Origin of the sequence: Streptomyces sp. NPDC048650 (assembly GCF_043199095.1) — a bacterium.
In the GTDB taxonomy this organism is placed as follows: domain Bacteria; phylum Actinomycetota; class Actinomycetes; order Streptomycetales; family Streptomycetaceae; genus Streptomyces.
Genome location: NZ_JBICVM010000023.1, coordinates 1 through 23,268 on the forward strand (window position 1 = coordinate 1; position 23,268 = coordinate 23,268).

A 23,268-nucleotide genomic window follows, 5' to 3' on the forward strand; every position below is an offset into this window, starting at 1 on the left:
GTCGCGTGTGATGCGGCGGACCGTGAGGCGTTGGCCGGTGTGTTGGCGGCGATTCCGCAGGAGCGGTCGTTGACCGCTGTGATCCACGCGGCGGGTGTCCTCGACGATGCCGTGGTCACCGCGCTGACCTCCGAGCAGCTGGAGCGCGTACTGCGCCCGAAGATCGACGCCGCACTCAATCTCCACCAGCTCACCCACCACCACCCCCTCAAGGCGTTCGTGCTGTTCTCCTCCGCGGCCGGCGTTCTCGGTAGCCCCGGACAGGGCAACTACGCGGCGGCCAATGTGTTCCTGGACGCCCTGGCCGCTCACCGCACTGCTGCTGGGCTGCCGACGCTGTCCCTGCCGTGGGGCCTGTGGAGCGAGCGCAGTGCGCTGACGGCGTCGCTCTCCGACGCGGAGGGCGAGGGCGCGGGGCACTCGGGAGTGCTCGGTCTGTCGTCCGAGGAGGCACTGGGCCTCTTCGACACCGCGCGAAGCTCCGGAGAACCCGTGCTGGTGCCGATCCGCCTCGACCACGCGGCGCTTCGACGCCAGGACGTATCGCCGGTGCTGCGGTACGAGGTGCGCCGCCCCGGGCACGCCGGGCCGGTGACCGCGCGGTCCACGCCCGTATCCGCTCGGGATCAGCTGCTGGGGCTGCCCGAGGAGGAGCGCCGGACGGCCTTGCTGGACCTCGTCCGCACCCATGCCGCCGCGGTGCTGGGGCACTCGGAGACCGGCTCAGTGACGGCGGAACACGCCTTCAAGGAGCTGGGCTTCGACTCGCTCACCGCCGTCCAGCTGCGCAACCAGCTGATCACGGCAACCGGTGTGAAACTCCCGCCGACCGTCGTGTTCGACCACCCCACCCCGGCCGCCCTGGCCGATCATCTCGGCAGCGAACTTTTCGACGACTGCCCGGACCAGGACGCAGTTGCCGTCCTGGCGGAGCTGGACCGGTGGGAGTCCGTCCTGCTTGCCTCCGTCTCACGGCTGGCGGACCCGGAGCAGGTGTCGTCCCGGCTGCGCGCCCTCGCCGCGAAGGTCGCCGGCACCGGCGGCAGCGCGGACATCGACCAGGAAATCGCCTCGACCACAGCTGACGAGCTGCTCGGCCTCATCGACAAGGAATTCGGATCCGTGTGACGCGGACCGGTTCGAGGCGATGAGCGGCACTTTCTACGTGATCTTCGAAAGGCAATGGGCAAGGCGATGGCAGAGCAGGAAAAACTCCTCGAGTACCTGAAGCGGATGACGGTCGACCTCCGGCAGGCGAACCAGAGGCTCAGTGACGTCGACGCCAAGGCGCACGAGCCGGTCGCCATCGTGGGAATCGGCTGTCGTTTCCCTGGCGGGGTGCGTTCTCCGGAGGATTTGTGGGAGTTGGTGGCCACCGGCTCGGACGCGATCTTCGGTTTCCCCACCGATCGGGGTTGGGATCTGGAGGGCCTGTTCGACCCGGACCCGGAGGTGCGGGGGAAGGTCTATGCCCGTGAGGGCGGTTTTCTTTACGACGCCGCCGAGTTCGATGCGGGGTTCTTCGGTATTTCGCCGCGTGAGGCGTTGGCGATGGATCCGCAGCAGCGGTTGTTGTTGGAGACGTCGTGGGAGGCCATTGAGCGTGCGGGTATCGACCCGGACTCGCTGCGCGGCAGCCGTACCGGCGTCTACATGGGCCTGATGTACCACGACTACGCCGTCCACGCCGCCGGCGTACCGGAGGATCTGGAGGGCCACCTCGGCACCGGTACCGCGGGCAGTATCGCGGCCGGACGGATCGCGTACACCTTCGGCCTGGAAGGCCCCACCCTCACGGTCGATACGGCGTGTTCGTCGTCGCTGGTGGCGTTGCATCTGGCGGTGCAGGCGTTGCGGCGTGGTGAGTGTTCGATGGCGTTGGCCGGTGGTGTGACGGTGATGTCGTCGCCGGCCGCGTTCCTGGACTTCAGCCGGCAGCGGGGGCTGTCCCCGGACGGTCGGTGCAAGGCGTTCGCGGAGGGCGCGGACGGCACCGGCTTCGGCGAAGGCGCGGGTGTCCTGGTCGTGGAGCGGTTGTCGGATGCTCTGCGGTTGGGGCATCGGGTGTTGGCTGTGGTGCGGGGGAGTGCGGTCAATCAGGACGGTGCGAGCAACGGTCTTACGGCGCCGAACGGGCCTTCCCAGCAGCGGGTGATTCGGCAGGCGCTGGCTGATGCGCGGTTGAGCCCGGGGCATGTCGATGTGGTGGAGGCGCATGGGACCGGTACGCGGTTGGGTGATCCGATCGAGGCGCAGGCGCTCATCGCCACTTATGGTCAGGAGCGCCCCGCTGAACAGCCCCTGTTTTTGGGGTCGTTGAAGTCGAATATTGGGCATGCGCAGGCGGCTGCGGGTGTGGGTGGGGTCATCAAGATGGTGATGGCTCTGCGGCATGGTGTGTTGCCGAAGACGTTGCATGTGGATGTGCCGTCGTCGCATGTGGACTGGTCGGCGGGGACGGTGGAGTTGCTGACCGAGCAGCGGGACTGGCCGGAAGCCGACCGGCCGCGCCGGGCCGCCGTCTCCTCCTTCGGGCTGAGCGGGACCAACGCCCACGTCATCCTCGAACAGCTCACCGGACCGGAGCCGGAAGAGGTGTCCCGCCGGCCGCACGGATTGCTCCCCTGGGTGATTTCGGCCAAGACCGAGGTGGCGCTGCGCGCACAGGCAGAGCGCTTGCACGCCTTCGTCACCGAGCGCCCCGAACTCGACCTGGTCGATGCGGCGTACTCGCTGCTGCGCCGTCGCGCCGGGTTCGAGCACCGGGCAGTCGTCCTGGCCGGGGACCGCGCCGAGTTGCTGACCGGGCTCGCCGCGGTGGCGGCCGGCGAGCCCGTGGCCCACGTGGTGCGGGGCGCGCACGGCGACGGCAAGCTGGCCTTCCTGTTCACCTTCCAGGGCAGCCAGCGGCTGGGCATGGGACACGAGTTGTACGAGGCGTTCACGCCCTACGCGACGGCCTTCGACGAGGCGTGCGCCGCCCTGGACCGGCATCTCGACCGGCCGCTGAAGGAGATCGTCTTTGCGGCCGAGGACAGCCCCGAGGCCGCGTTGCTGGCCCAGGCCGAGTACGGTCACCCGGCAGTGTTCGCCCTGGAGGTCGCCCTCCACCGGCTGATCGAGCACTGGGGCATCCGGCCCGACGTCGTCTTCGGCGGCTCCAACGGAGACTCGGCCGTGCTGCACGTGACCGGTGCGCTCTCGCTGGAGGACGCGGCCGTCTTCGTCACCACCCGGGGACGGCTGCTCCAGCAGACACCGCCGGGCGGCACGATGGTCGCGATCGAGGCGTCCGAGGAGGAGGTCCGCGCCTCCCTGAAGGGCCGCTCCGACACGGCGGACATCGCCCTGGTCAACGGCCCGCGGCAGGTGGTCGTCTCCGGGGACGAGGAATTCGTCGCGCGGATCGGCGACGAATGGCAGGCCGCCGGCCGGCGGACCCATCGGATGTCCTTCGGCCGGGCGTTCCACTCCGCGCACATGCAACCGGTTGTGGAACCGTTCGTGGCAGCGCTCCGGGCACTGGAGTTCCACCGGCCGCGCATCCCCGTCATCAACTGCCTGGACGGCCGGCTCGCGGACCCGGCCGAGCTCTGCTCCCCGGAGTACTGGGGCCGCCATGTGCGTGGCGCCGTCCGGTTCCTGGACGGGATGCGCACCCTGGAGGCCGACGGCGTCCGCACCTACCTGGAGCTGGGCCCGGTCGCGATGCAGTCGCTGATGGGACGCGAGTGCCTCGCCGAGGACAGCGACGCAGTGCTGCTGCCCACCCTGGCCGAGGGGCGCCCGGAGTCCGACACGCTGCTGACCGCCCTCGCCCACCTGTACGTGCGCGGTATCGACGTCGACGCCGACGCGGTCTTCGGCCACCTCGGCCCGCGCCGCACCGAGCTGCCCACGTACGCCTTCGAACGCGTCCCCTACTGGCTCGCCGACTCCCCGGCCGCCGGCACCGCCCGGCCGGCCGAGCTGGGCCTGCGCGCCGCCGAGCACCGGCTGCTGGGCGCGGCGGTCTCGGTGGCGGGCGCCGACGAGCTGCTGCTCACCGGGCGCCTGTCGGTGCGTACCCACCCCTGGCTCGCGGACCACGCGGTGGCCGGCACCGTGCTGCTGCCCGGCACCGCCTTCGTCGACCTGGCGCTTCACGCGGCCGACCTGTCCGCCTGCCGCACGATCGAGCAGCTGACCCTGGAGGCCCCGCTCGTCCTGCCCGAACAGGGCGCCGTCCAGATCCAGTTGGCCGTCGGCGTCGCGGACGCGAGCGGCCGGCGCGAGCTCACCGTCTTCGCCCGGCCCGACGGCCTCCCCGACCGGCCGTGGACCCGACACGCCGCCGGCACCCTGGCCGCCGCCGACGACGCCGTCGACGACCCCGGTCCCGACCTGGCCCACTGGCCCCCGCGGGGCGCCCGCCCCCTTGGGGTGGACACGCTGTACGACGACCTCGCCGCCGCCGGACTCGACTACGGCCCGGCCTTCCGGGGCGTACGCGCGGCATGGCGGCGTGGTCCGGAAATCTTCGCGGAGGTCACCCTGTCCGAGGAGCCGGCCGAGGGGTACGGCGTGCACCCTGCGCTCCTGGACAGCGCGCTGCACGTCTGGAGCCTCGCCGCACCGGCTGACTCGGGCCGGCCGCAGTTGCCGTTCCACTGGGCCGGGGTGCGGCTCTTCGCGACCGGTGCCGACACCCTGCGGGTACGGCTTGCCCCGGCCGGCCAGGACACGATGGCCCTGACGGTGGCCGATCCGTCCGGACAGCCGGTGGCGTCCGTGGAATCACTGGTGGTGCGCCCCGTCACGGCCGAGACTCTGCGCACCTCGGCCACCGCGGACAGCCTGTACCGGCTCGACTGGCTGCCCACGGACGCGGCCCAGCCGCTGGCCCCGGGCAGCTGGGCCGGCGTCGGCCCCGCCGCGGACGACCACTACCCCGACCTGCCGGCCCTGGCAGCCGCACTCGACGCCGGAGCGGCCCTCCCGGACGTGGTGGTCGTACGCGAGCAGCCGGCACTCGACGACCTCCACGACGCGGTCCACCGCACGCTGCGGTTGCTGCAGGGATGGCTGGCCGACGAACGCTTCACCGCCGCCCGCCTGGTCCTCGTCACCAGCGGGGCGACCGGGGAGCAGGTCACCCACCCGGCCGGTGCCGCGCTGCACGGCCTGGTGCGCTCCGCACAGACCGAGCACCCTGGCCGGTTCGTCCTGGTCGACACCGACCGCCCCGGGGAGTCGCTCACGGCAGCGGTGCTCGGCACCGAGCCGCAGTTCCTCGTCCGCGGCGGCACCTGGTCGGTGGCCCGGCTCGCCCGGGCCGAGGCCCCCGCCGGCGCAGCCGCGTTCCGGCCGGACGGGACCGTCCTGGTCACCGGAGGCACGGGCACCCTCGGCGCGGCCGTCGCCCGGCACCTGGTGACGGCGCACGGCGTCCGCCGGCTGCTGCTGACCAGCCGCCGGGGCCCGGCGGCCGGGGGCGCCGAGGCTCTGGCGGCCGAACTCGGCGAACTGGGTGCCACCGTGTCGGTCGTCGCCTGTGACGTGGCCGACCGGTCCGCTCTCGCCGGCCTGCTGGCCGGCATCCCCGCCGCACACCCGCTGACCGGTGTGGTCCACGCGGCCGGGATCGTGGCCGACGGACTGCTGGAGTCCCTCACCGCGGAGCGGGCCGACGCGGTGCTGCGGCCCAAGGCCGACGCCGCGCTCCACCTCCACGAACTCACCCAGGACATGGACCTGGCGCACTTCGTGCTGTTCTCCTCCGCCGCCGGAGTGTTCGGCGGCGCGGGACAGGCCGGGTACGCGGCGGCCAACGCCTTCCTGGACGGCCTGGCCGCACACCGCCGCGCGGCCGGACGGAGCGCGCTGTCGCTCGCCTGGGGCCTGTGGGGCGAACGCAGCGGCATCACCGACCACCTGGCCGAGGCCGACCTCGCCCGCATCGAGCGGGCCGGCTTCGCCCCGCTCACCTTCGAGGACGGACTGGCGCTCTTCGACGCCTGCCTCGCCGCCGACCGTGCGGCCCTGCTCCCGATGCGACTCGACACCGCGCCCCGGCCCGGAAAGGAGATACCCCCGCTGCTCAGCGGGCTGATCCGGGCCCCCCGCCGCACCGCCCGGACGGCCGCCGCGCCCGCCGCGACGCTGCGCGACCGGCTGCTCGCGCTGCCCGCCGCCGAACGCGACGCCATGCTGCTCGACGTGGTGCGCGCACACGCCGCGACCGTCCTCGGCCACGCCACCCCCGACGCCATCGGCGCCGAACACACCTTCCGCGACCTCGGTGTCGACTCGCTCAGCGCCGTCGAACTGCGCAACGCGCTCGGCCCCCTCACCGGGCTGGCGCTGCCCCCCACCCTCGTCTTCGACTACCCCACCCCGACCGCGCTGGCGGCCTACCTGCGCGGGGAACTCCTGGCGGAGCACACCACCGACACCGCCGATACCGCCGAACCCGTCACCGGCACCGACGACGAGCCGGTCGCCATCGTGGGAATCGGCTGTCGTTTCCCTGGCGGGGTGCGTTCTCCGGAGGATTTGTGGGAGTTGGTGGCCACCGGCTCGGACGCGATCTTCGGTTTCCCCACCGATCGGGGTTGGGATCTGGAGGGCCTGTTCGACCCGGACCCGGAGGTGCGGGGGAAGGTCTATGCCCGTGAGGGCGGTTTTCTTTACGACGCCGCCGAGTTCGATGCGGGGTTCTTCGGGATTTCGCCGCGTGAGGCGTTGGCGATGGATCCGCAGCAGCGGTTGTTGTTGGAGACGTCGTGGGAGGCCATTGAGCGTGCGGGTATCGACCCGGACTCGCTGCGCGGCAGCCGTACCGGCGTCTACATGGGCCTGATGAACCGCGACTACCTCGCCCGGCTGCGCACCATCCCCGAGGAGTTGGAGGCGTTCCGCGGCACCGGCACAGCGGGCAGCGTGGCCGCCGGGCGGCTGTCCTACACCTTCGGCCTGGAGGGTCCGGCCGTCACGGTGGACACGGCGTGTTCGTCGTCCCTGGTGACCCTTCACCTGGCGGTCCAGTCATTGCGGCGTGGTGAGTGTTCCATGGCGTTGGCGGGCGGTGTGACGGTGATGTCGTCGCCGGCCGCGTTCCTGGACTTCAGCCGGCAGCGGGGGCTGTCCCCGGACGGTCGGTGCAAGGCGTTCGCTGAGGGTGCGGACGGTACCGGCTGGGCTGAGGGCGCGGGTGTTCTGGTGGTGGAGCGATTGTCGGATGCTCTGCGGTTGGGGCATCGGGTGTTGGCTGTGGTGCGGGGGAGTGCGGTCAATCAGGACGGTGCGAGTAATGGGTTGACGGCGCCGAGTGGGCCTTCCCAGCAGCGGGTGATTCGGCAGGCGCTGGCCGATGCGAGGCTCGGTGCCGCCGACGTGGATGTGGTGGAGGCGCATGGGACCGGTACGCGGTTGGGTGATCCGATCGAGGCGCAGGCGCTCATCGCCACTTATGGTCAGGAGCGCCCCGTTGAACAGCCCCTGTTTTTGGGGTCGTTGAAGTCGAATATTGGGCATGCGCAGGCGGCTGCGGGTGTGGGTGGGGTCATCAAGATGGTGATGGCTCTGCGGCATGGTGTGTTGCCGAAGACGTTGCATGTGGATGTGCCGTCGTCGCATGTGGACTGGTCGGCGGGGTCGGTGGAGTTGCTGACCGAGCAGCGGGACTGGCCGGAAGCCGACCGGCCGCGCCGGGCCGCCGTCTCCTCCTTCGGGCTGAGCGGGACCAACGCCCACGTCATCCTCGAACAGGCCGCCGACGCCGAGGAGGTGGCCGACGCGGGGTTCGGTCCGGTTCCCTGGGTGCTCGCCGGCAAGACCGAGGTGGCGCTGCGCGCACAGGCCGAGCGCCTGCACGTCTTCGTCACCGAGCGCCCCGGACTCGACCTGGGCGCAGCCGGGTACGCGCTGCTGACCACGCGGAGCACCTTCGAGCACCGGGCTGTGGTGATGGCCGGGGACCGAGTCGAACTCCTGCGCGGCCTGGCCGCCGTGGCCGCCGGTGAGCCCGCCGTGGGAGTCGCCGAAGGCCGGCGGCGCTCCGGTCGGTTCGCCGTCCTCTTCACCGGGCAGGGTAGCCAACGGCTCGGCATGGGGCGCGAGTTGTATAAGACGTACCCCGTCTACGCCGCTGCCTTCGACGCGGCGTGCGCCGCCCTGGACCAGCATCTCGACCGACCGCTGAAGGAGATCGTCTTCGCGGCCGAGGACAGCCCCGAGGCGGGCCTGATCCACCAGACCGGGTTCACCCAGCCCGCGGTTTTCGCCTTGGAGGTCGCCCTCTACCGGCTGATCGAGCACTGGGGCATCCGGCCGGACGCCGTGGCCGGGCACTCCATCGGTGAGCTGGCCGCCGCGCACGTCACCGGCCTCTTCTCACTGCCGGACGCCGCCGCCCTGGTCGCGGCGCGCGGGCGGCTGATGCAGGAGCTGCCGGCGGGCGGCGCCATGGTCGCCGTACAGGCCACCGAGCAGGAAGCGCTCGACCTCGTCGGGGAGATGTCCGACCAGGTCGGAGTCGCCGCCGTCAACGGGCCGTCCGCCGTCGTCCTGTCCGGCGCCGCGGAAGCCGTGCTCGGCATCGCCGAACGGCTGCGCGACACGGGCCGCAAGACCAAGCGCCTGGAGGTCAGCCACGCCTTCCACTCGCCGCTCATGGAGCCCATGCTGGACGGCTTCGCCGAGGTGGCGCGCGACGTTCGGTTCACCCCGGCCGGCACCCCGTTCGTCTCCACCGTGACCGGTGGGCCGGTCACGGCCGGGGAGCTCGGCGGCCCGGAGTACTGGGTACGGCACGTACGCCGGCCCGTGCGCTTCCACGACGCCGTGTCCGCGCTGGTGGCCGACGGGGTGACCACCTTCCTGGAGGTCGGCCCGGACGGGGTGCTCTCCGCGATGGGCCCCAACTGCCTGCCGGCGGACACCGAAGCCGTCACCTTCGTGCCCTGCCTGCGCGGCGGCACCGGCGAGGCGCAGAGCCTCACCAGGGCCGTGGTCCAGCTGCACGCACACGGCGTCGCTCTGGACTGGCCGGCGTTCTGCGGCACCCCGGTGGACTGGTCGGCGGCGTTCGACGGACCCCGCCCGCCGCGCACCGAGCTGCCGACCTACGCCTTCCAGCGGCAGCGGTACTGGCTCGATGCGCCGCCGGCGCCCCCGGAGAACCTGGGCGCGGCCGGAATCGACGCGGCGGACCACCCGTTGCTCGGCGCCGCCATCGAACTGCCCGGTTCCGACGGGCTGGTGTTCTCCGGCCGTCTCGCCGTCCGCACCCACCCCTGGCTGGCCGAGCACACCGTCGCCGGGACGCCGGTGCTGCCCGCCTCGGCCGTGCTCGACATGGTCCTGCGGGCCGGGGACGAGACCGGCTGCGCCTTCCTTGAGGAACTCACCCTGGAGAACCCACTGGTCCTGCCGGACCAGGGAGGCGTCCAGCTCCGGCTGAGCGTCGGCCCGTCCGGCGACGGCCGCACCGTTGAGCTGCACTCGCGGCCCGAGGGCGCCTCCGGCCCCGGCGGATGGGCCCGCAACGCCCACGGCACGCTGCACCCCACCGGCCTCGCCCCGGACACCGGCCCTGTTGCGGACACCGGTCTCGCCGTGTGGCCGCCGTCCGGTGCCGAACCGGCCGCGGCCGAGGACCTCTACGGGCTCCTCGCGCGGGCGGGACTCGACCACGGACCCGCGTTCCAGGCCGTCCGGTCCGTGTGGCGCCGCGACGCGGAGCTGTTCGCCGAGGTCGCCCTCGGGCCGGCCGAGGCGCGAGAGGCGGACCGGTACGGCATCCACCCCGTCCTCCTGGACGGGGCGCTGCACCCGCTGGCCCTGACCGAGTCGGCCGGCCTGCTGCCCCTGTCCTGGTCGGGCGTGTCCGTGCACGCCACCGGCGTCACGACCGTCCGCGTCCGGGTCGTCCCGGCCGAGCCGGGCACCGTCTCCATCCTGCTCACCGACCCGGACGGGCTGCCGGTCGCGTCCGCGGGCCGTGTGGGCCTGCGTCCCGCACCGGCCGACCTGCCCCGCCCGACGGCGGAGCGCACCGTTCCGGCGTCCCCGCCGGCCCGGCGCACCGTCACGGCCGCGCCCGCCGCGGTGCCCGGGGCCAGGGAGCGGCTGCTCGCGCTGACGCCGGACGAGCGGGCACGCACCCTGCTCGACATCGTCCGCCGCGGCACCGCCGTGGTCTTCGGGCACTTCGGCCCCGACGACGTGGACCCGGCGCAGTCCTTCAAGGACGTCGGCATCGACTCGCTCACCGCCGTGGAACTGCGCAACCAGGTGACGGTGGCCACCGGCCTCCAGGTGCCGCCGACCGTGCTGTTCGACTGCCCCACCCCCGCCGCGCTCGCCGAGCGGCTGGCGGAGGAGGCCGCGGCCGAGCTCTCCGGCGTGCGCGAACTCCACCGGAAACTGGACCGGCTGGCGGAGCTGCTGGCCGCGCTGCCCGACGAGGGCGCAGAACGCGAGGAGATCCACGCCCGGCTGCGCGCACTCACCGGCTCCCGGGAGCGGCCGGTGGACCGCCCGGCGGAGACGGAGCTGGAGTCCGCCACCGCCGAGGAGATCTTCGACCTGCTGGACGCCGAACTGGAGTCGCCGTGAGCACGGAAGCTGTGACCAACGAGGCGAAGTACCTCGACTACCTCAAGCGCGCGACGGCCGACCTGCGCGAGGCCCGCCGACAGGTGCGCGAGTTGACCGACCGCCGGCACGAATCGGTGGCGATCATCGGCATGAGCTGCCGCTACCCGGGCGGCGTCGACGACCCGGACGGGCTGTGGGACCTGGTGTCGCAGGGACGGGACGCCATCACCGGCTTCCCGGACAATCGGGGCTGGCCGGCCGACGCGGCGGGCCGCGGCGGATTCCTGCACCGCGCGGACGAGTTCGACGCCGACTTCTTCGGCATCTCGCCGCGCGAGGCCCTGGCCATGGACCCCCAGCAGCGGCTGCTGATGGAAGCGGCCTGGGAAGTGTTCGAGGCGGCCGGGATCGCCCCGTCCGCCGCCCGCGGCGAGGCGGTCGGTGTCTTCACGGGCCTGAACCTGCACGACTACGCCACCCGGGCCGAGGCCATCCCCGCCGAGGTGATGGGCTACCTCAGCACCGGAAACTCCGGCAGCGTCGCCTCCGGGAGGATCGCCTACTTCCTCGGTCTGGAGGGCCCGGCCGTCACCGTCGACACGGCCTGCTCCTCCTCCCTGGTGGCCCTGCACCTGGCGGCCCAGGCGCTGCGGCGCGGGGAGTGCGCCATGGCCCTGGCCGGCGGTGCGACGGTGATGAGTTCGCCCGGCGCGTTCGCGGACTTCGGCGCGCAGGGCGGCCTGGCCGCGGACGGCCGGTGCAAGTCCTTCGCCGCCGGGGCCGACGGCACCTCCTGGGGCGAGGGCGTGGGCCTGCTCCTGCTGGAGCGGCTGTCCGAGGCACGCCGGCTCGGACACCAGGTGCTGGCCGTGGTGCGGGGCAGTGCCGTCAACCAGGACGGTGCCAGCAACGGCCTGACCGCACCCAACGGCCGCGCCCAGCGCCGGGTGATCCGGCAGGCCCTCGCCGACGCCCGCCTCGATCCCGCGGACATCGACGCCGTCGAGGCACACGGCACCGGCACCCGGCTCGGCGACCCCATCGAGGCCCAGGCCCTGCTCGCCGCCTACGGCCAGAACCGCCCGGCCGGCAGCCCGCTCTGGCTCGGCTCGCTGAAGTCGAACATCGGACACACCATGGCCGGGGCCGGCGTCGGCGGTGTGATCAAGATGGTGCAGGCCATGCGCCATGGGACGCTGCCCAAGACCCTGCACGTCGACGCGCCGTCCCCGCAGATCGACTGGTCGGCGGGGTCCGTCGAGCTTCTGACCGAAGCACGGCCCTGGCCCCGCGCGGACCGCCCACGCCGCGCCGCCGTCTCCTCGTTCGGGATGAGCGGCACCAACGCCCACGTCATCCTCGAACAGCCCGAGACTTCGGCCGGCGAACCCGCAGCGGAGCAGTCCGGGCCTGCCGCCGGCCGGCGGCAGGCCCCGTCCGACGAAGCGGCGTCCGGGGCGGCCGTGGTGCAGGAGGCCGAGGCCGGGAGGGCAGCCGGCCCCCTGCCATGGGTGCTCTCCGCCCGCACTCCCCAGGCGCTGCGCGCCCAGGCCGCCCGGCTGCGCGCGCACCTGCTCGACCACTCGGATCAGCCCGCCGCCGACGTGGCCTGGTCCCTGGCGACCGGTCGCTCCGCGCTGGACTACCGGGCGGTCGTGGTTGCCGACGCCCGCGACGACCTGCTCGCCCGGCTCGGCGCCCTCGCGGACGGCCAGGACGCCCCAGGGACGGTGCGGGGCACGACCGCCGCCCGCACGGCCGGTCGCACCGCCTTCGTCTTCCCCGGCCAGGGCTCGCAGTGGCGGGGTATGGCCACCGAACTCGCGGCCTCCTCACCGGTCTTCCGCAACCGCCTCCAAGCCTGCGAGGAAGCCCTCGCCCCACACGTGGACTGGTCACTGACGCGGGTCCTGCGCGGCGACCCGGCCGCACCCTCCCTCGACCGGGTGGATGTGGTCCAGCCTGCCCTGTTCGCCGTCATGGTGTCGCTGGCCGCTCTGTGGCGGTCGTACGGCATCGAGCCGGACGCCGTCGCCGGCCACTCGCAGGGCGAGATCGCGGCCGCCTGCGTCAGCGGCGCCCTGTCGCTGGAGGACGCCGCGCTGGTGGTCGCCCAGCGCAGCCAGGTTCTGACCCGACTGGCCGGCCTCGGCGGCATGGCGTCGGTCGCCCTGCCCGCCGAGCAGGTGACGCCCCGGCTGGCCCCATGGGCGGACCGGCTCGCGGTCGCCGCGGTCAACGGCCCCGGCGCGACCGTGGTCGCCGGTGACGCTGACGCCCTGGACGCGTTCCTGGCACAGAGCGAGGCGGACGCGGTGCGGGTACGCCGCATCCCGGTGGACTACGCCTCCCACTCGCCGCAGGTCGAGGCCGTCCACGAGGAACTGCTGACCCGGCTGTCCGCCGTCGCGCCCAAACCCGCCGACGTGCCGTTCTACTCGTCGGTCACCGGCACACCGCTCGCCGGGACCGAACTGGACGCCGACTACTGGTACCGCAACCTGCGCCGGACCGTGCGATTCGAGGACACCGTACGGCTGCTCGTCCAGGACGGCTTCCGGTACTTCGTGGAGACGAGCCCGCACCCCGTGCTCGTCGGCGGCATGACGGAGACGGCCGAGACCACCGAGGCCGGCCGCACCGTCACGGTGACCGGCTCGCTGGTGCGCGACGAGGGCCACATCGGCCGCTTCCTGGCGTCGGCCGGCGAACTCCACGTACGCGGCGCCGCCGTGGACTTCACCGCCGCACTCCCGGCTGCCCGACGCGTCGAGTTGCCGCGCTACGCGTTCCAACGGCGTTCCTTCTGGCTGGCGTCCGAGCCCGCCGCGACGCTGCCCGCCGCGCCCGCGCCCGCCCTCACCGGGCAGGAGGTCACCGACACCCTGCCGGCGATGCTGGCCCGCCTCGCCGACGACGAGGAGCGGACCGCCGCGGTCACCGACCACGTCCGCTCGGCCGCTGCCGCCGTGCTGGGCCACGCCACTGCGCAGGACGTCGATTCCGACCGGTCCTTCGTGGAGCTCGGATTCGAGTCCCTGACGGCCGTGCAACTGCGCAATCGGCTGCGGGACTCCACCGGGCTGTCCCTGCCCGTGACCCTGATCTTCGACCACCCCACGGTCCACGCACTGGCCGCCCACCTCGCGGAGCGACTGGCGCAGACGCCGGACGAGCCTGCCGGCGACCCGCTGACCGGCCTGTTCCGGCAGGCCCACCGCACCGACCGACTCACCGAGGGCTTCCAGTTGCTGACCGCCGCCGCGGCGCTGCGGCCGGACTTCGCGCGCCGTGCCGAGGCGGACCGTTGGCCCACCCCGGTCCGCATCACCGCGGGCGCCGGAGACCTCGCCGTCCTGTGCTTCCCCTCGCTCAGCGCCGTCTCCGGACCGCAGGAGTACCTGCGGCTCGGCGCGGCGCTCGGCGCGGCCGGCGAGGTCTGGGCGCTGCCGAACCCCGGTTTCGCGGCCGGCGAGCCGCTGCCCCGCTCGGCCGAGGCGCTGGTCGTAGCCCAGGCGGAGACCGCCGTCGAACTCGCCGCCGGCCGCCGGATCGTGCTCCTCGGACGCTCCTCCGGCGGCTGGATCGCGCACGCCGTCGCCGAGCACCTGGCTGCGCTCAGCACCCCGGCCGCCGCCGTCGTCCTGGCCGACACCTTCTCCCGGAGCGCGGACCGGTCCAGCACCCGGCTGATGGTCTCGCAGCTACTGGAGAACGAGGAGGCCGCCGAACTCCTCGACGACCAGCGGTTGGTGGCGATGGGGGGCTACTTCCGGGCCTTCGCCCACTGGTCCCCGCAGCCCCTCGACACCCCCGTGCTGCTGCTGCGCGCCACCGCCGAGGCCCCCGGCGCGCCACCGGGCGAGCGTGGGCCGGGCTGGGAGCCCGCCCAGCACGTGGTCGGCGTGCCCGGCGACCACTTCTCGATGCTCGACGAACACCATCGGACAACCGCCGACGCCATCGCGTCCTGGCTCCGCACGGAGGTACGAGGATGACCCACGCCCTGACTGCACAACAGCTCTGGATCCACCGCTTCCATCCGGCCCCCCAGGACACCGACCTGACGCTGGTCTGCTTCCCCCACGCGGGCGGCTCCGCCAGCTACTTCCGCCCGCTCGCCGACACCCTGGGCCCCGCGGTCGAGGTGCTGTCGGTGCAGTACCCGGGACGGCAGGACCGGCGTGCCGAGGCGCCCATCACGTCCATTCCCCGACTGGCCGACGAGATCCTCACCGTGCTGGAGTCCCTGCCGCGGCGCCGGCTGGTGCTCTTCGGGCACAGCATGGGCGCCTGCGTGGCCTTCGAGGTGGCCCGCCGGATCGAGCAGCGCTCCTCGCTCGAACTGCTCGGGCTGGTCGCCTCCGGCCGCTCCGCACCGCCCACGCTGCGCGACACCAAGGTCCGCTTCATGGACGACGACGGTGTCACCGCCGAGATCCGCCGCCTGAACGGAACCGACGACCGGCTGCTCCTCGACGACGACGTCATCCGGATGATCATGCCGGCCATCCGCGGTGACTACCTGGCGGTGGAGTCGTACCGGTACCAGCCCGGGCCGCCCCTGCGCTGCCCGATAAGCGTGCTCGTCGGCGACGACGACCCGCAGGTCACCCGCGCCGAGGCCGAGGAATGGCGCGACCACACCGAGGGCGGCTTCACCCTGCGTGGCTTCCCCGGCGGCCACTTCTATCTGGCCGAGCAGAAGGCCCAGGTGGCCCAGACGCTGACCGAGGACCTGGCCCGCTTTCGCTGACCGCACACCCGCCGACGCCCCCGCGCCGGCGAATCCCCCAACACAGAAAGATCGAGCAATGGAAAACGAACCGGCTGCCCCGGCACGCCCGTCGTTCGGATTGACCGTCCTTGCCGTGTCCCTGCCGATGTTCATGGTCGCGCTGGACAACCTGGTGGTCACCAACGCCCTGACATCCATCCGACGCGACCTGGGCGCCTCGATCCAGGGCCTGCAGTGGATAACGAACAGCTACATCCTCGGCTTCGCCGGCCTGCTGCTTGTCGCGGCCGGCCTCGGGGACCGGTTCGGACGCCGAAAGGTGTTCGTCTCCGGACTCTCGCTCTTCGTGCTGTTCTCGATCGGCTGCGCCCTCGCCACCTCGACCGGGGCGCTCATCGCCCTGCGCGCCCTGCAGGGCATGAGCGCGGCGGCCGTGCTGCCGCTGTCGCTGACCATGCTGACCGTGGCCGTGCCTCCGGAGAAGCGGGGCGTGGCGATCGGTGTCTGGTCCAGCATCAGCAGCCTGGCGGTCGGCATCGCGCCGCTGCTCGGCGGCGCCATCACCACCGGCATCGGCTGGCACTGGCTGTTCTGGCTGAACGTCCCGATCGGAATCGTCGCCGTGCCGCTGGTACTGCGCGTCCATGCTGAGAGCCGGGGCGCCGCGGCCGGACTGGACCTGCCCGGGCTGTTCCTCGGCGCCACCGGTGTGCTCGCCCTGATCTGGGCGATCGTGGACAGCAGCGAGTACGGCTGGACCGACGCCCGGATACTCGGACTGTACGGGGCGGCTGCCGTCCTGCTGCTGCTCTTCGTACTGTGGGAGCGCCGCACCGATCAGCCGCTGCTCCCGCTGCGGATCTACCGCAGCCGCTCCTTCACCCTGACCAATCTGGCTTCCCTGACCGTGTACTTCAGCCTGTTCGGATCCGTCTTCTTCCTCGCCCAGTACCTCCAGGTCGCCCGGCACCACTCGCCGTTCGTGGCCGGTCTGTGGACCCTGCCGTGGGCCGTCATGCCGATGATCTGCGGGCCCTACGCGGGAAAGCTGGTTCCCAAGGTGGGCGCGAGCAGGCTGATCGCCGCCGGTCTGGGGCTCGCCGCGGTGGGTCTGGCCTGGTGCGCACTGATCTCCGACCCGGGCACCGCGGACTGGCAGTTGGTGGTGCCGTGCATGCTGTGCGGCATCGGCACCGGCCTGACCTTTGCGCCCAGCGCGATGGTGGTGGTGACCTCCGTCGAGCCGCAGGACATCGGCAAGGCGTCCGGCACCAACGCCACCGTCCGCGAGATCGGCAGCGCCCTGGGCATCGCCGTCCTCGCCACCGTGTTCACCAGCCGGGGTGGCAACTACTTCTCGCCGGGCGCCTTTACCGACGCCATGATCCCCGGGCTGTGGATCTGCGTCGTGGTCATGCTTGCCGGCGGCGCACTGGCCCTTGGCATCCCGGCGCTCAAGCCCCCCGCCCCGGCCCCGGCCCCCGCCGCCAAGCAGCCGGCGCTCGACTGATCTCCCAACTCTGCAAGGAGCACACGTACATGGTCACCTTCGCCGACCTCTACGCCGACTACGGCGTGAAGTCCCCGCACGACCTCTTCGAGCGTCTGCGCGAGGAGCGCCCGCTCTTCCAGGTCGAACTGCCCAACGGCGTGCCGCTGTGGCTCGTCACCCGGTACGCCGACTGCCGGGCGGGGCTCGGTGACGCCCGGCTGTCCAACCGGATCGGCACCCGGATCGTCGCCCAGGACATCCTGCCCGCCGAGATCCGCGCCAGCATGGGCACCCACATGCTCCGGGTGGACGGCACCGACCACACCCGGCTGCGGCGGCTGGTCGCCTCGGTGTTCACGGCCAAGCGGATCGAGCGCCTCCGGCCGATGATCGAGCAGATGACCAGCGACCTGCTGGACAAAATGGCCGTCCAGGAACAGCCGGACGCCATCCGCGACCTCGCCTACCCGCTGCCGATGCAGGTGATCTGCGAGCTGCTCGGCGTGCCCGTGAGCGACCACGAGCGCTTCCGCACCTGGTCCAGCGCCTACCTCGCCGGCGTGGGCACCCAGAACTTCCCCGTCGAGGTGGTCACCGAGTTCGTCCACTACGTCCGCGACCTCGTCGAGCAGAAGCGGGCCGAACCGGACGACAAGCTGCTGTCGGCGATGATCGCGGCCCGCGACAACGAGGACCGGCTCGCCGAGCACGAGCTGACCTCGATGTGCTTCCTGCTCATCATCGCCGGCTACGAGACCACCGTGAACCTGCTCGGCAACGGCACGGCCCTGCTGCTGGACCGGCCCGAGCTGGCCGACCGCCTGCGCGCCGACCACGAGGCGATCCCGGCGGCCGTCGAGGAGTTCCTGCGCTTCGAGAGTCCGGTGCCCGGCGCCAGCTTCCGGGTCGCCACCGAAACCCTGGAACTGGGCGGCCGGACCATCGAGGAGGGCGAGCTCGTCCTGATCTCCCTGCTCTCCGCCAACCGCGACGAGCAGGTCTTCACCGACACGATGACCTTCGACGCCGAGCGCAACCCCAACCAGCACATGGCCTTCGGCTACGGCATGCACTACTGCCTGGGCGCCCCGCTGGCCCGGCTGGAGGCCCATATCGCCTTCCGCCAGATGCTGGAGCGCTTTCCGCGGATGGAGCGTCCGGACCCGTCGGCCGATCTGCGATGGCGTCCGGGGCTGGTGATGCGCGGCCTGACCGAACTGCCCGTGAAACTGCCCAAGTAATTCCTCCGTCAGGTGGTGACGGGCGCGGCCACCGCCTGACGGCTCCGAACACCCCCTGGACCAAGGGAGTCTGTAATGATGACCGACCTCGTTGCCGCGATCGAGTCACCCGACGCGGAGACGCGTGATGTCGCGTCGCTGCCGGTACCGGAGTCGTACCGGGCCGCCGTGCTGTTCAAGGATGAGCAGCACATGTTCGACGGGATCCCGGTCGGTGACCGGGATCCCGCCAAAGCCCTGCACATCAGTGACGTACCCACCCCGGAGCCCGGCCCCGGCGAGGCCCTGATCGCCGTCATGGCGAGCTCCGTCAACTACAACACGGTGTGGAGCGCGCTGTTCTCGCCCGTGCCGACCTTCGCCTTTCTCGAACGTTACGCCCGCACCGGCGGCCCGGCCGCCCGGCACGACCTGCCGTACCACGTCATCGGCTCCGACCTGTCCGGCGTGGTCCTGCGCACCGGCCCCGGAGTGCGCCGATGGCAGCCCGGTGACCGGGTGGTGGCGCACTGCCTCTCCGTCGAACTGGAGGACGCGGCGGGCCACGACGACACCATGCTCGACCCCGAGCAGCGGATCTGGGGCTTCGAGACCAACTATGGGGGTCTCGCCCAGCTGGCGCTGGTGAAGGCCAACCAGCTGATGCCCAAGGCCGCCCACCTGACCTGGGAGGAGGCCGCCGCACCCGGCCTGGTCAACTCCACCGCCTATCGCCAGCTCGTCTCACGCAACGGCGCCGGCATGAAGGTCGGCGACACCGTGCTGATCTGGGGAGCGGGCGGTGGCCTCGGTTCGTACGCCACTCAGTACGCGCTGGCGGGGGGCGCGATACCGATCTGCATCGTCTCCAGCGAGCAGAAGGCGGCGACCTGCCGTGCGATGGGCGTTGAGGCGATCATCGACCGCAGCGCGGAGAACTACCGGTTCTGGCGGGACGAACACACCCAGGACCCCCGGGAGTGGAAGCGCTTCGGGAGCAGGATCCGCGAGCTGACCGGCGGCGAGGACGTGGACATCGTCTTCGAGCACCCGGGCCGGGAGACCTTCGGTGCCTCGGTCTACGTCGCCCGCAGGGGCGGCACCATCGTGACCTGCGCCTCCACCTCCGGCTACCGGCACGAGTTCGACAACCGCTACCTCTGGATGCACCTGAAGCGGATCATCGGATCCCACTTCGCCAACTACCGCGAGGCGTGGGAGGCCAACCGGCTGGTCGTCAAGGGTCGGATCCACCCCACGCTCTCCCGCACCCACCCACTCACCGAGATCGGCCAGGCGGTCAGCGACGTCCACCGCAACCGCCACCACGGCAAGGTCGGTGTGTTGTGCCTGGCCCCGCACGAAGGTCTGGGCGTCACCGCGCCCGAGTTGCGAGAGCGGCACGAGCCGGCCATCCACCGGTTCCGCAACGTCTGAGCGCGGGCGGCCAGGTCGCCCGCGCTGCCATCCCTCTCACATTCACACAGATTGGTCGTACACACGTGACCGACAACCCGGTCGAGAACACCTCCCTGGCCTACCCGTTCGAGCGGCCCGATGCGCTCGAACCGTGCCCTCACTACAAGCGGCTGAGGGAGACGTGTCCGGTCGCGGACATCCGGATGCCCAGCGGGGACCAGGCCCTCCTCGTCACCGACTACGAATCGGTGCGCACGATCCTGTCCGACGCTCGCTTCAGCCGGGCCGCCACCGCGCAGCCCGGTGCCCCCCGGATCGGGACCGAGCCGCAGAACGCCAAGAACCTGCTCAGCATGGACCCGCCGGAGCACACCCGGGTTCGCCGGCTGGTGTCCCGGGAGTTCACCGCCCGCCGGGTGGCGGCTCTGCGGCCGCGCATCCAGAGCTGCACCGACGAACTGCTGGACGCGATGGAGCGGACCGGGTCGTCGACCGACCTCGTCCCCGCCTTCGCCTTCCCGCTGCCGGTGACCGTGATCTGTGAACTGCTCGGGGTGCCGCTCGACGAACGCGAGCAGATCGCCGAATGGTCCGGCACCGTCCTGTCGACCGTCTCCCTGCCGGTCGAGCAGATCGTCGCCGCCCACACGGGCCTCGCCACCTATCTGGGCGGGCTCATCGCCGCCAAGCGGCAGAAGCCGGGCGACGACCTCCTCTCCGCCCTGGTGTCGATTCACGAGGCGGACGCCGAACGGCTCGACGAGGAGGAGCTGCTCCACCTGGCGATCACCCTCCTCATCGCCGGGCACGAGACCACGACCAATCAGATCGCCAACAGCGTCCTGGCGCTGCTGACACACCCCGAGCAGTTCGAGGCGGTGCGCCGCGACCCCGGCATGGTCCCGGCCGCCGCGGAGGAGCTGCTGCGCTTCGTGCCGCCGGGTGACGAGGCGACCCTGCGTATCGCCGTGGAGGAGGTGAAGCTGGGCGACACCGTCGTCCCCGCGGGTACCGCGGTACTCGCGTCCCTGGCCTCGGCCAACCGTGACGCCGGGCAGTTCACCGATGCCGACACCCTCGACGTCACCCGCGCCCCCGGCGCCCAGCACCTGACGTTCGGCTACGGCATCCATTACTGCCTCGGCGCGGGACTGGCTCGCCTGGAACTGGAGATCGCGCTCGAAAGCCTGCTGCGCAGGTTCCCCACGCTCCAACTGGCCGTGCCGGCGGAGCAGGTGCCGAGGTCCTCCGGCCGTCTGATCCATGGGGTGACGTCTCTGCCCGTCACCTGGTAGGGAAAATCGGGCAAAAGGTCTCCTGAGGGGACCCGGGCGCGTCGGCGGCGTCCTCTCAGGAGCGGCGCCGCCGGACCCCAGCCCAAGCCGCCCTCGAAGGGCACGGCCGCCCGATCCGCCGGGGCGCGCCTCCCCGACAGCGCGCACGCGGCGTCCCGCAGCACGGCGGCCGCACGGCGTTCCGACCCCACCACGTGAGAAATGGTGAGATCCGAGCGTATGAGGGGCATGAGTTCAGATATCGGCACACCCGGCGACGCCGCTTGGACGGGCCGGAAGGCGCCCGGTCCTGATCGCGTGCAAGGCGCCGCATCCGTACCGGCGGGTCAGGGTGTGCTTCGACGGGCCGGGTTCATCCGGTTGTCTTCGTCGTCTCTGTCGATGGGGCTCTGACCTGCGTAAATCCCGCTTCGGGCGCGGTCGGCGGCCGCACTTCGGCGGCTCTTCCTTACCCGGGTGTCAGGACCGCGTCACAGAGTTCGGTAGCGTGGTCGGGTGAGCGAGAAGACCCTGCAGCACCGGATCGACGGTCCCGACGACGCACCCGTACTCGTACTGGGCGCCTCGCTCGGTACCACATGGCACATGTGGGACCGGCAGATCCCCGAACTGACCCGCCACTGGCGCGTCATCCGTTTCGATCTGCCCGGTCACGGCGGCTCGCCCGCCCACGCCGCGTCCTCCATCGCGGAACTGGCCGACCGCCTGGTCGCCACTCTCGACCTTCTGGGCGTCGAGCGGTTCGGCTACGCGGGGTGCAACGTCGGCGGCGCCATCGGCCTCCAGCTGGCCCTCACCCGCCCGCACCGGGTCACCTCCCTCGCGCTGGTGTCCTCCTCGCCGCGCTACGGCACCGCGGACGCCTGGCGCCAGCGCGGCGTGGTGATCCGTACCAACGGCCTCGACCCGATCGCCCGCACCGCCCCCGAGCACTGGTTCACCGCCGACTTCGCGGGCGCCCAGCCGGCCATCGTCGAGTGGGCCGTCCAGATGGTGCGGACCACCGACCCCGGCTGCTACATCGCCGCCTGCGAGGCGCTGGCCTCGTACGACGTGCGGTCCTCGCTCAGCCGGGTGGGCGTGCCCACCCTCGTCGTCGTCGGTTCCGAGGACCAGGTCACCCCGACCACGGACGCCCGCACCCTGGTCGCCGGCATACCGGACGCGAGCCTGGCGCTGGTGCCGGGCACCTCACACCTCGCGCCCGTCGAGCAGCCCTCGGCCGTCACCGAACTCCTCATCCGGCACTTCACCACCGCCTGGCACGACAAGCCCGGCCCGGCCGGCCAGGTCGCCATCGGCGCCGCCGCCCCCAAGGCACAGATCGCGCCCCCGCCGCCCCCGGTGGCGCCCCCCGCCGCCATAGAGTCCGGCCTCACCAAGTCGGACCCGGACCGCGGCGGCACGTACGAGGCAGGCGTCAAGGTCCGCCGTGAGGTTCTCGGGGACGCCCACGTCGACCGCGCCGAGGCCGCCGCCGACGACTTCACCGGCGACTTCCAGGACTTCATCACCCGCTACGCCTGGGGGGAGACCTGGACCCGTCCCGGCCTCGACCGCCGTATCCGCAGCGTCATCACCCTCACTGCCCTCGTCGCCCGCGGCCACCACGACGAGCTGGCGCTGCACACCCGCGCCGCCCTGCGCAACGGCCTGACCCCCGCCGAGATCAAGGAAGTACTGATCCACACCGCGATCTACTGCGGCGTCCCGGCGGCGAACTCCGCGTTCGCGGTGGCCCAGCGGGTGATCAAGGAGGAGACGACACCCGAGGGGTGAGCGCCTCCGCCGGCTTCCGCGAGTGCGTGACAAGATCCGGCGTGGGTGCGGGGTTCCGGCAGTGTGCGACGGGGCCCGCGCGGCAAGATGGCCCCATGGAACTGACGAAGAAGACCCACTCGTGCGTCCGCCTGGAAAAGGGCGGGCAGACGCTCGTCATCGACCCCGGCCTCTTCAGCGAGGAGGACGCGGCCGTCGGCGCGGACGCGATCCTGGTCACCCATGAACACATGGACCACTTCAACGAGGACCGGCTGCGGGCGGGCATGGAGGCGAAGCCGGGCGCCGAGATCTGGACGCTGGCCAGCGTCGCCGACCAGCTCTCGGCCGCCTTCCCCGGCCGGGTGCACACCGTGGGCGAGGGCGACACCTTCACCGCCGCCGGTTTCGACATCGAGGTGCACGGCCAGCTGCACGCCGTCATCCACCCCGACATCCCGCGGATCACCAACGTCGGCTATCTCGTCGACGGCGGCGCGGTCTTCCACCCCGGCGACGCGCTGACCGTCCCCGAGGGCCGCACCGTCGACACCCTCCTGCTGCCGGTCCACGCCCCCTGGAACAAGGTCGCCGAGGTCATCGACTACGTCCGCGCGGTCGCGCCCCGCAGGGCCATCGACGTCCACGACAGTCTGCTCCAGGACCACGCCCGGCCGATCTACGACTCCATGATCGACAAGCTGGGCGGCGCCGACCACGGCCGCCTGACCCCAGGCGCCAGCACCACGCTCGGCTGACTGCCCC

Annotated in this window: 8 protein-coding genes and 2 pseudogenes; all 10 read left to right on the forward strand. The window is 72.2% G+C overall.

The window, feature by feature from the left end:
• Positions 1 to 1,128, forward strand: a 1,128-nt coding sequence (locus ACGFML_RS36470) for a beta-ketoacyl reductase (protein WP_393549992.1), incomplete at its 5' end; no start/stop codon positions are given.
• Between the two features lie 210 nt (positions 1,129 to 1,338).
• Positions 1,339 to 13,391: pseudogene (locus ACGFML_RS36475) on the forward strand (type I polyketide synthase); the annotation flags it as partial.
• A 150-nt stretch (positions 13,392 to 13,541) separates the two neighbouring features.
• Positions 13,542 to 14,579 (forward strand): annotated as a pseudogene (locus ACGFML_RS36480) (phosphopantetheine-binding protein); the annotation flags it as partial.
• The gene (locus tag ACGFML_RS36485; RefSeq protein WP_393549994.1) at positions 14,576 to 15,337 is read left to right on the forward strand and encodes a thioesterase II family protein; all 762 of its coding nucleotides are present in this window, start codon (positions 14,576 to 14,578) and stop codon (positions 15,335 to 15,337) included. The pseudogene ACGFML_RS36480 and the gene ACGFML_RS36485, both read left to right, overlap by 4 nt.
• A gap of 58 nt (positions 15,338 to 15,395) precedes the next feature.
• Positions 15,396 to 16,829: an MFS transporter gene (locus ACGFML_RS36490; protein ID WP_393549996.1), complete on the forward strand. Its 1,434-nt coding sequence runs from the start codon at positions 15,396 to 15,398 to the stop codon at positions 16,827 to 16,829.
• Positions 16,830 to 16,858: 29 nt separating this feature from the next.
• Positions 16,859 to 18,052 carry a cytochrome P450 gene (locus tag ACGFML_RS36495; RefSeq protein ID WP_393549998.1) on the forward strand — a complete coding sequence of 398 codons (1,194 nt, stop codon included), beginning with the start codon at positions 16,859 to 16,861 and terminating at the stop codon, positions 18,050 to 18,052.
• A gap of 78 nt (positions 18,053 to 18,130) precedes the next feature.
• Positions 18,131 to 19,468, forward strand: a complete 1,338-nt coding sequence (gene ccrA / locus ACGFML_RS36500) for a crotonyl-CoA carboxylase/reductase (RefSeq protein ID WP_393550079.1) — start codon at positions 18,131 to 18,133, stop codon at positions 19,466 to 19,468.
• A gap of 65 nt (positions 19,469 to 19,533) precedes the next feature.
• A complete protein-coding gene (locus tag ACGFML_RS36505) occupies positions 19,534 to 20,745 on the forward strand; it encodes a cytochrome P450 (protein ID WP_393550000.1) in 1,212 nt (403 codons plus the stop codon).
• 495 nt (positions 20,746 to 21,240) lie between these two features.
• Positions 21,241 to 22,524 (forward strand): 4-carboxymuconolactone decarboxylase, encoded by a 1,284-nt coding sequence (gene pcaC / locus ACGFML_RS36510; protein WP_393550002.1) that lies wholly within the window; start codon positions 21,241 to 21,243, stop codon positions 22,522 to 22,524.
• 95 nt (positions 22,525 to 22,619) lie between these two features.
• Entirely contained in the window at positions 22,620 to 23,261 is a 642-nt protein-coding gene (locus ACGFML_RS36515) for an MBL fold metallo-hydrolase (protein WP_393550003.1), read from the forward strand.
• Positions 23,262 to 23,268: the final 7 nt, after the last annotated feature.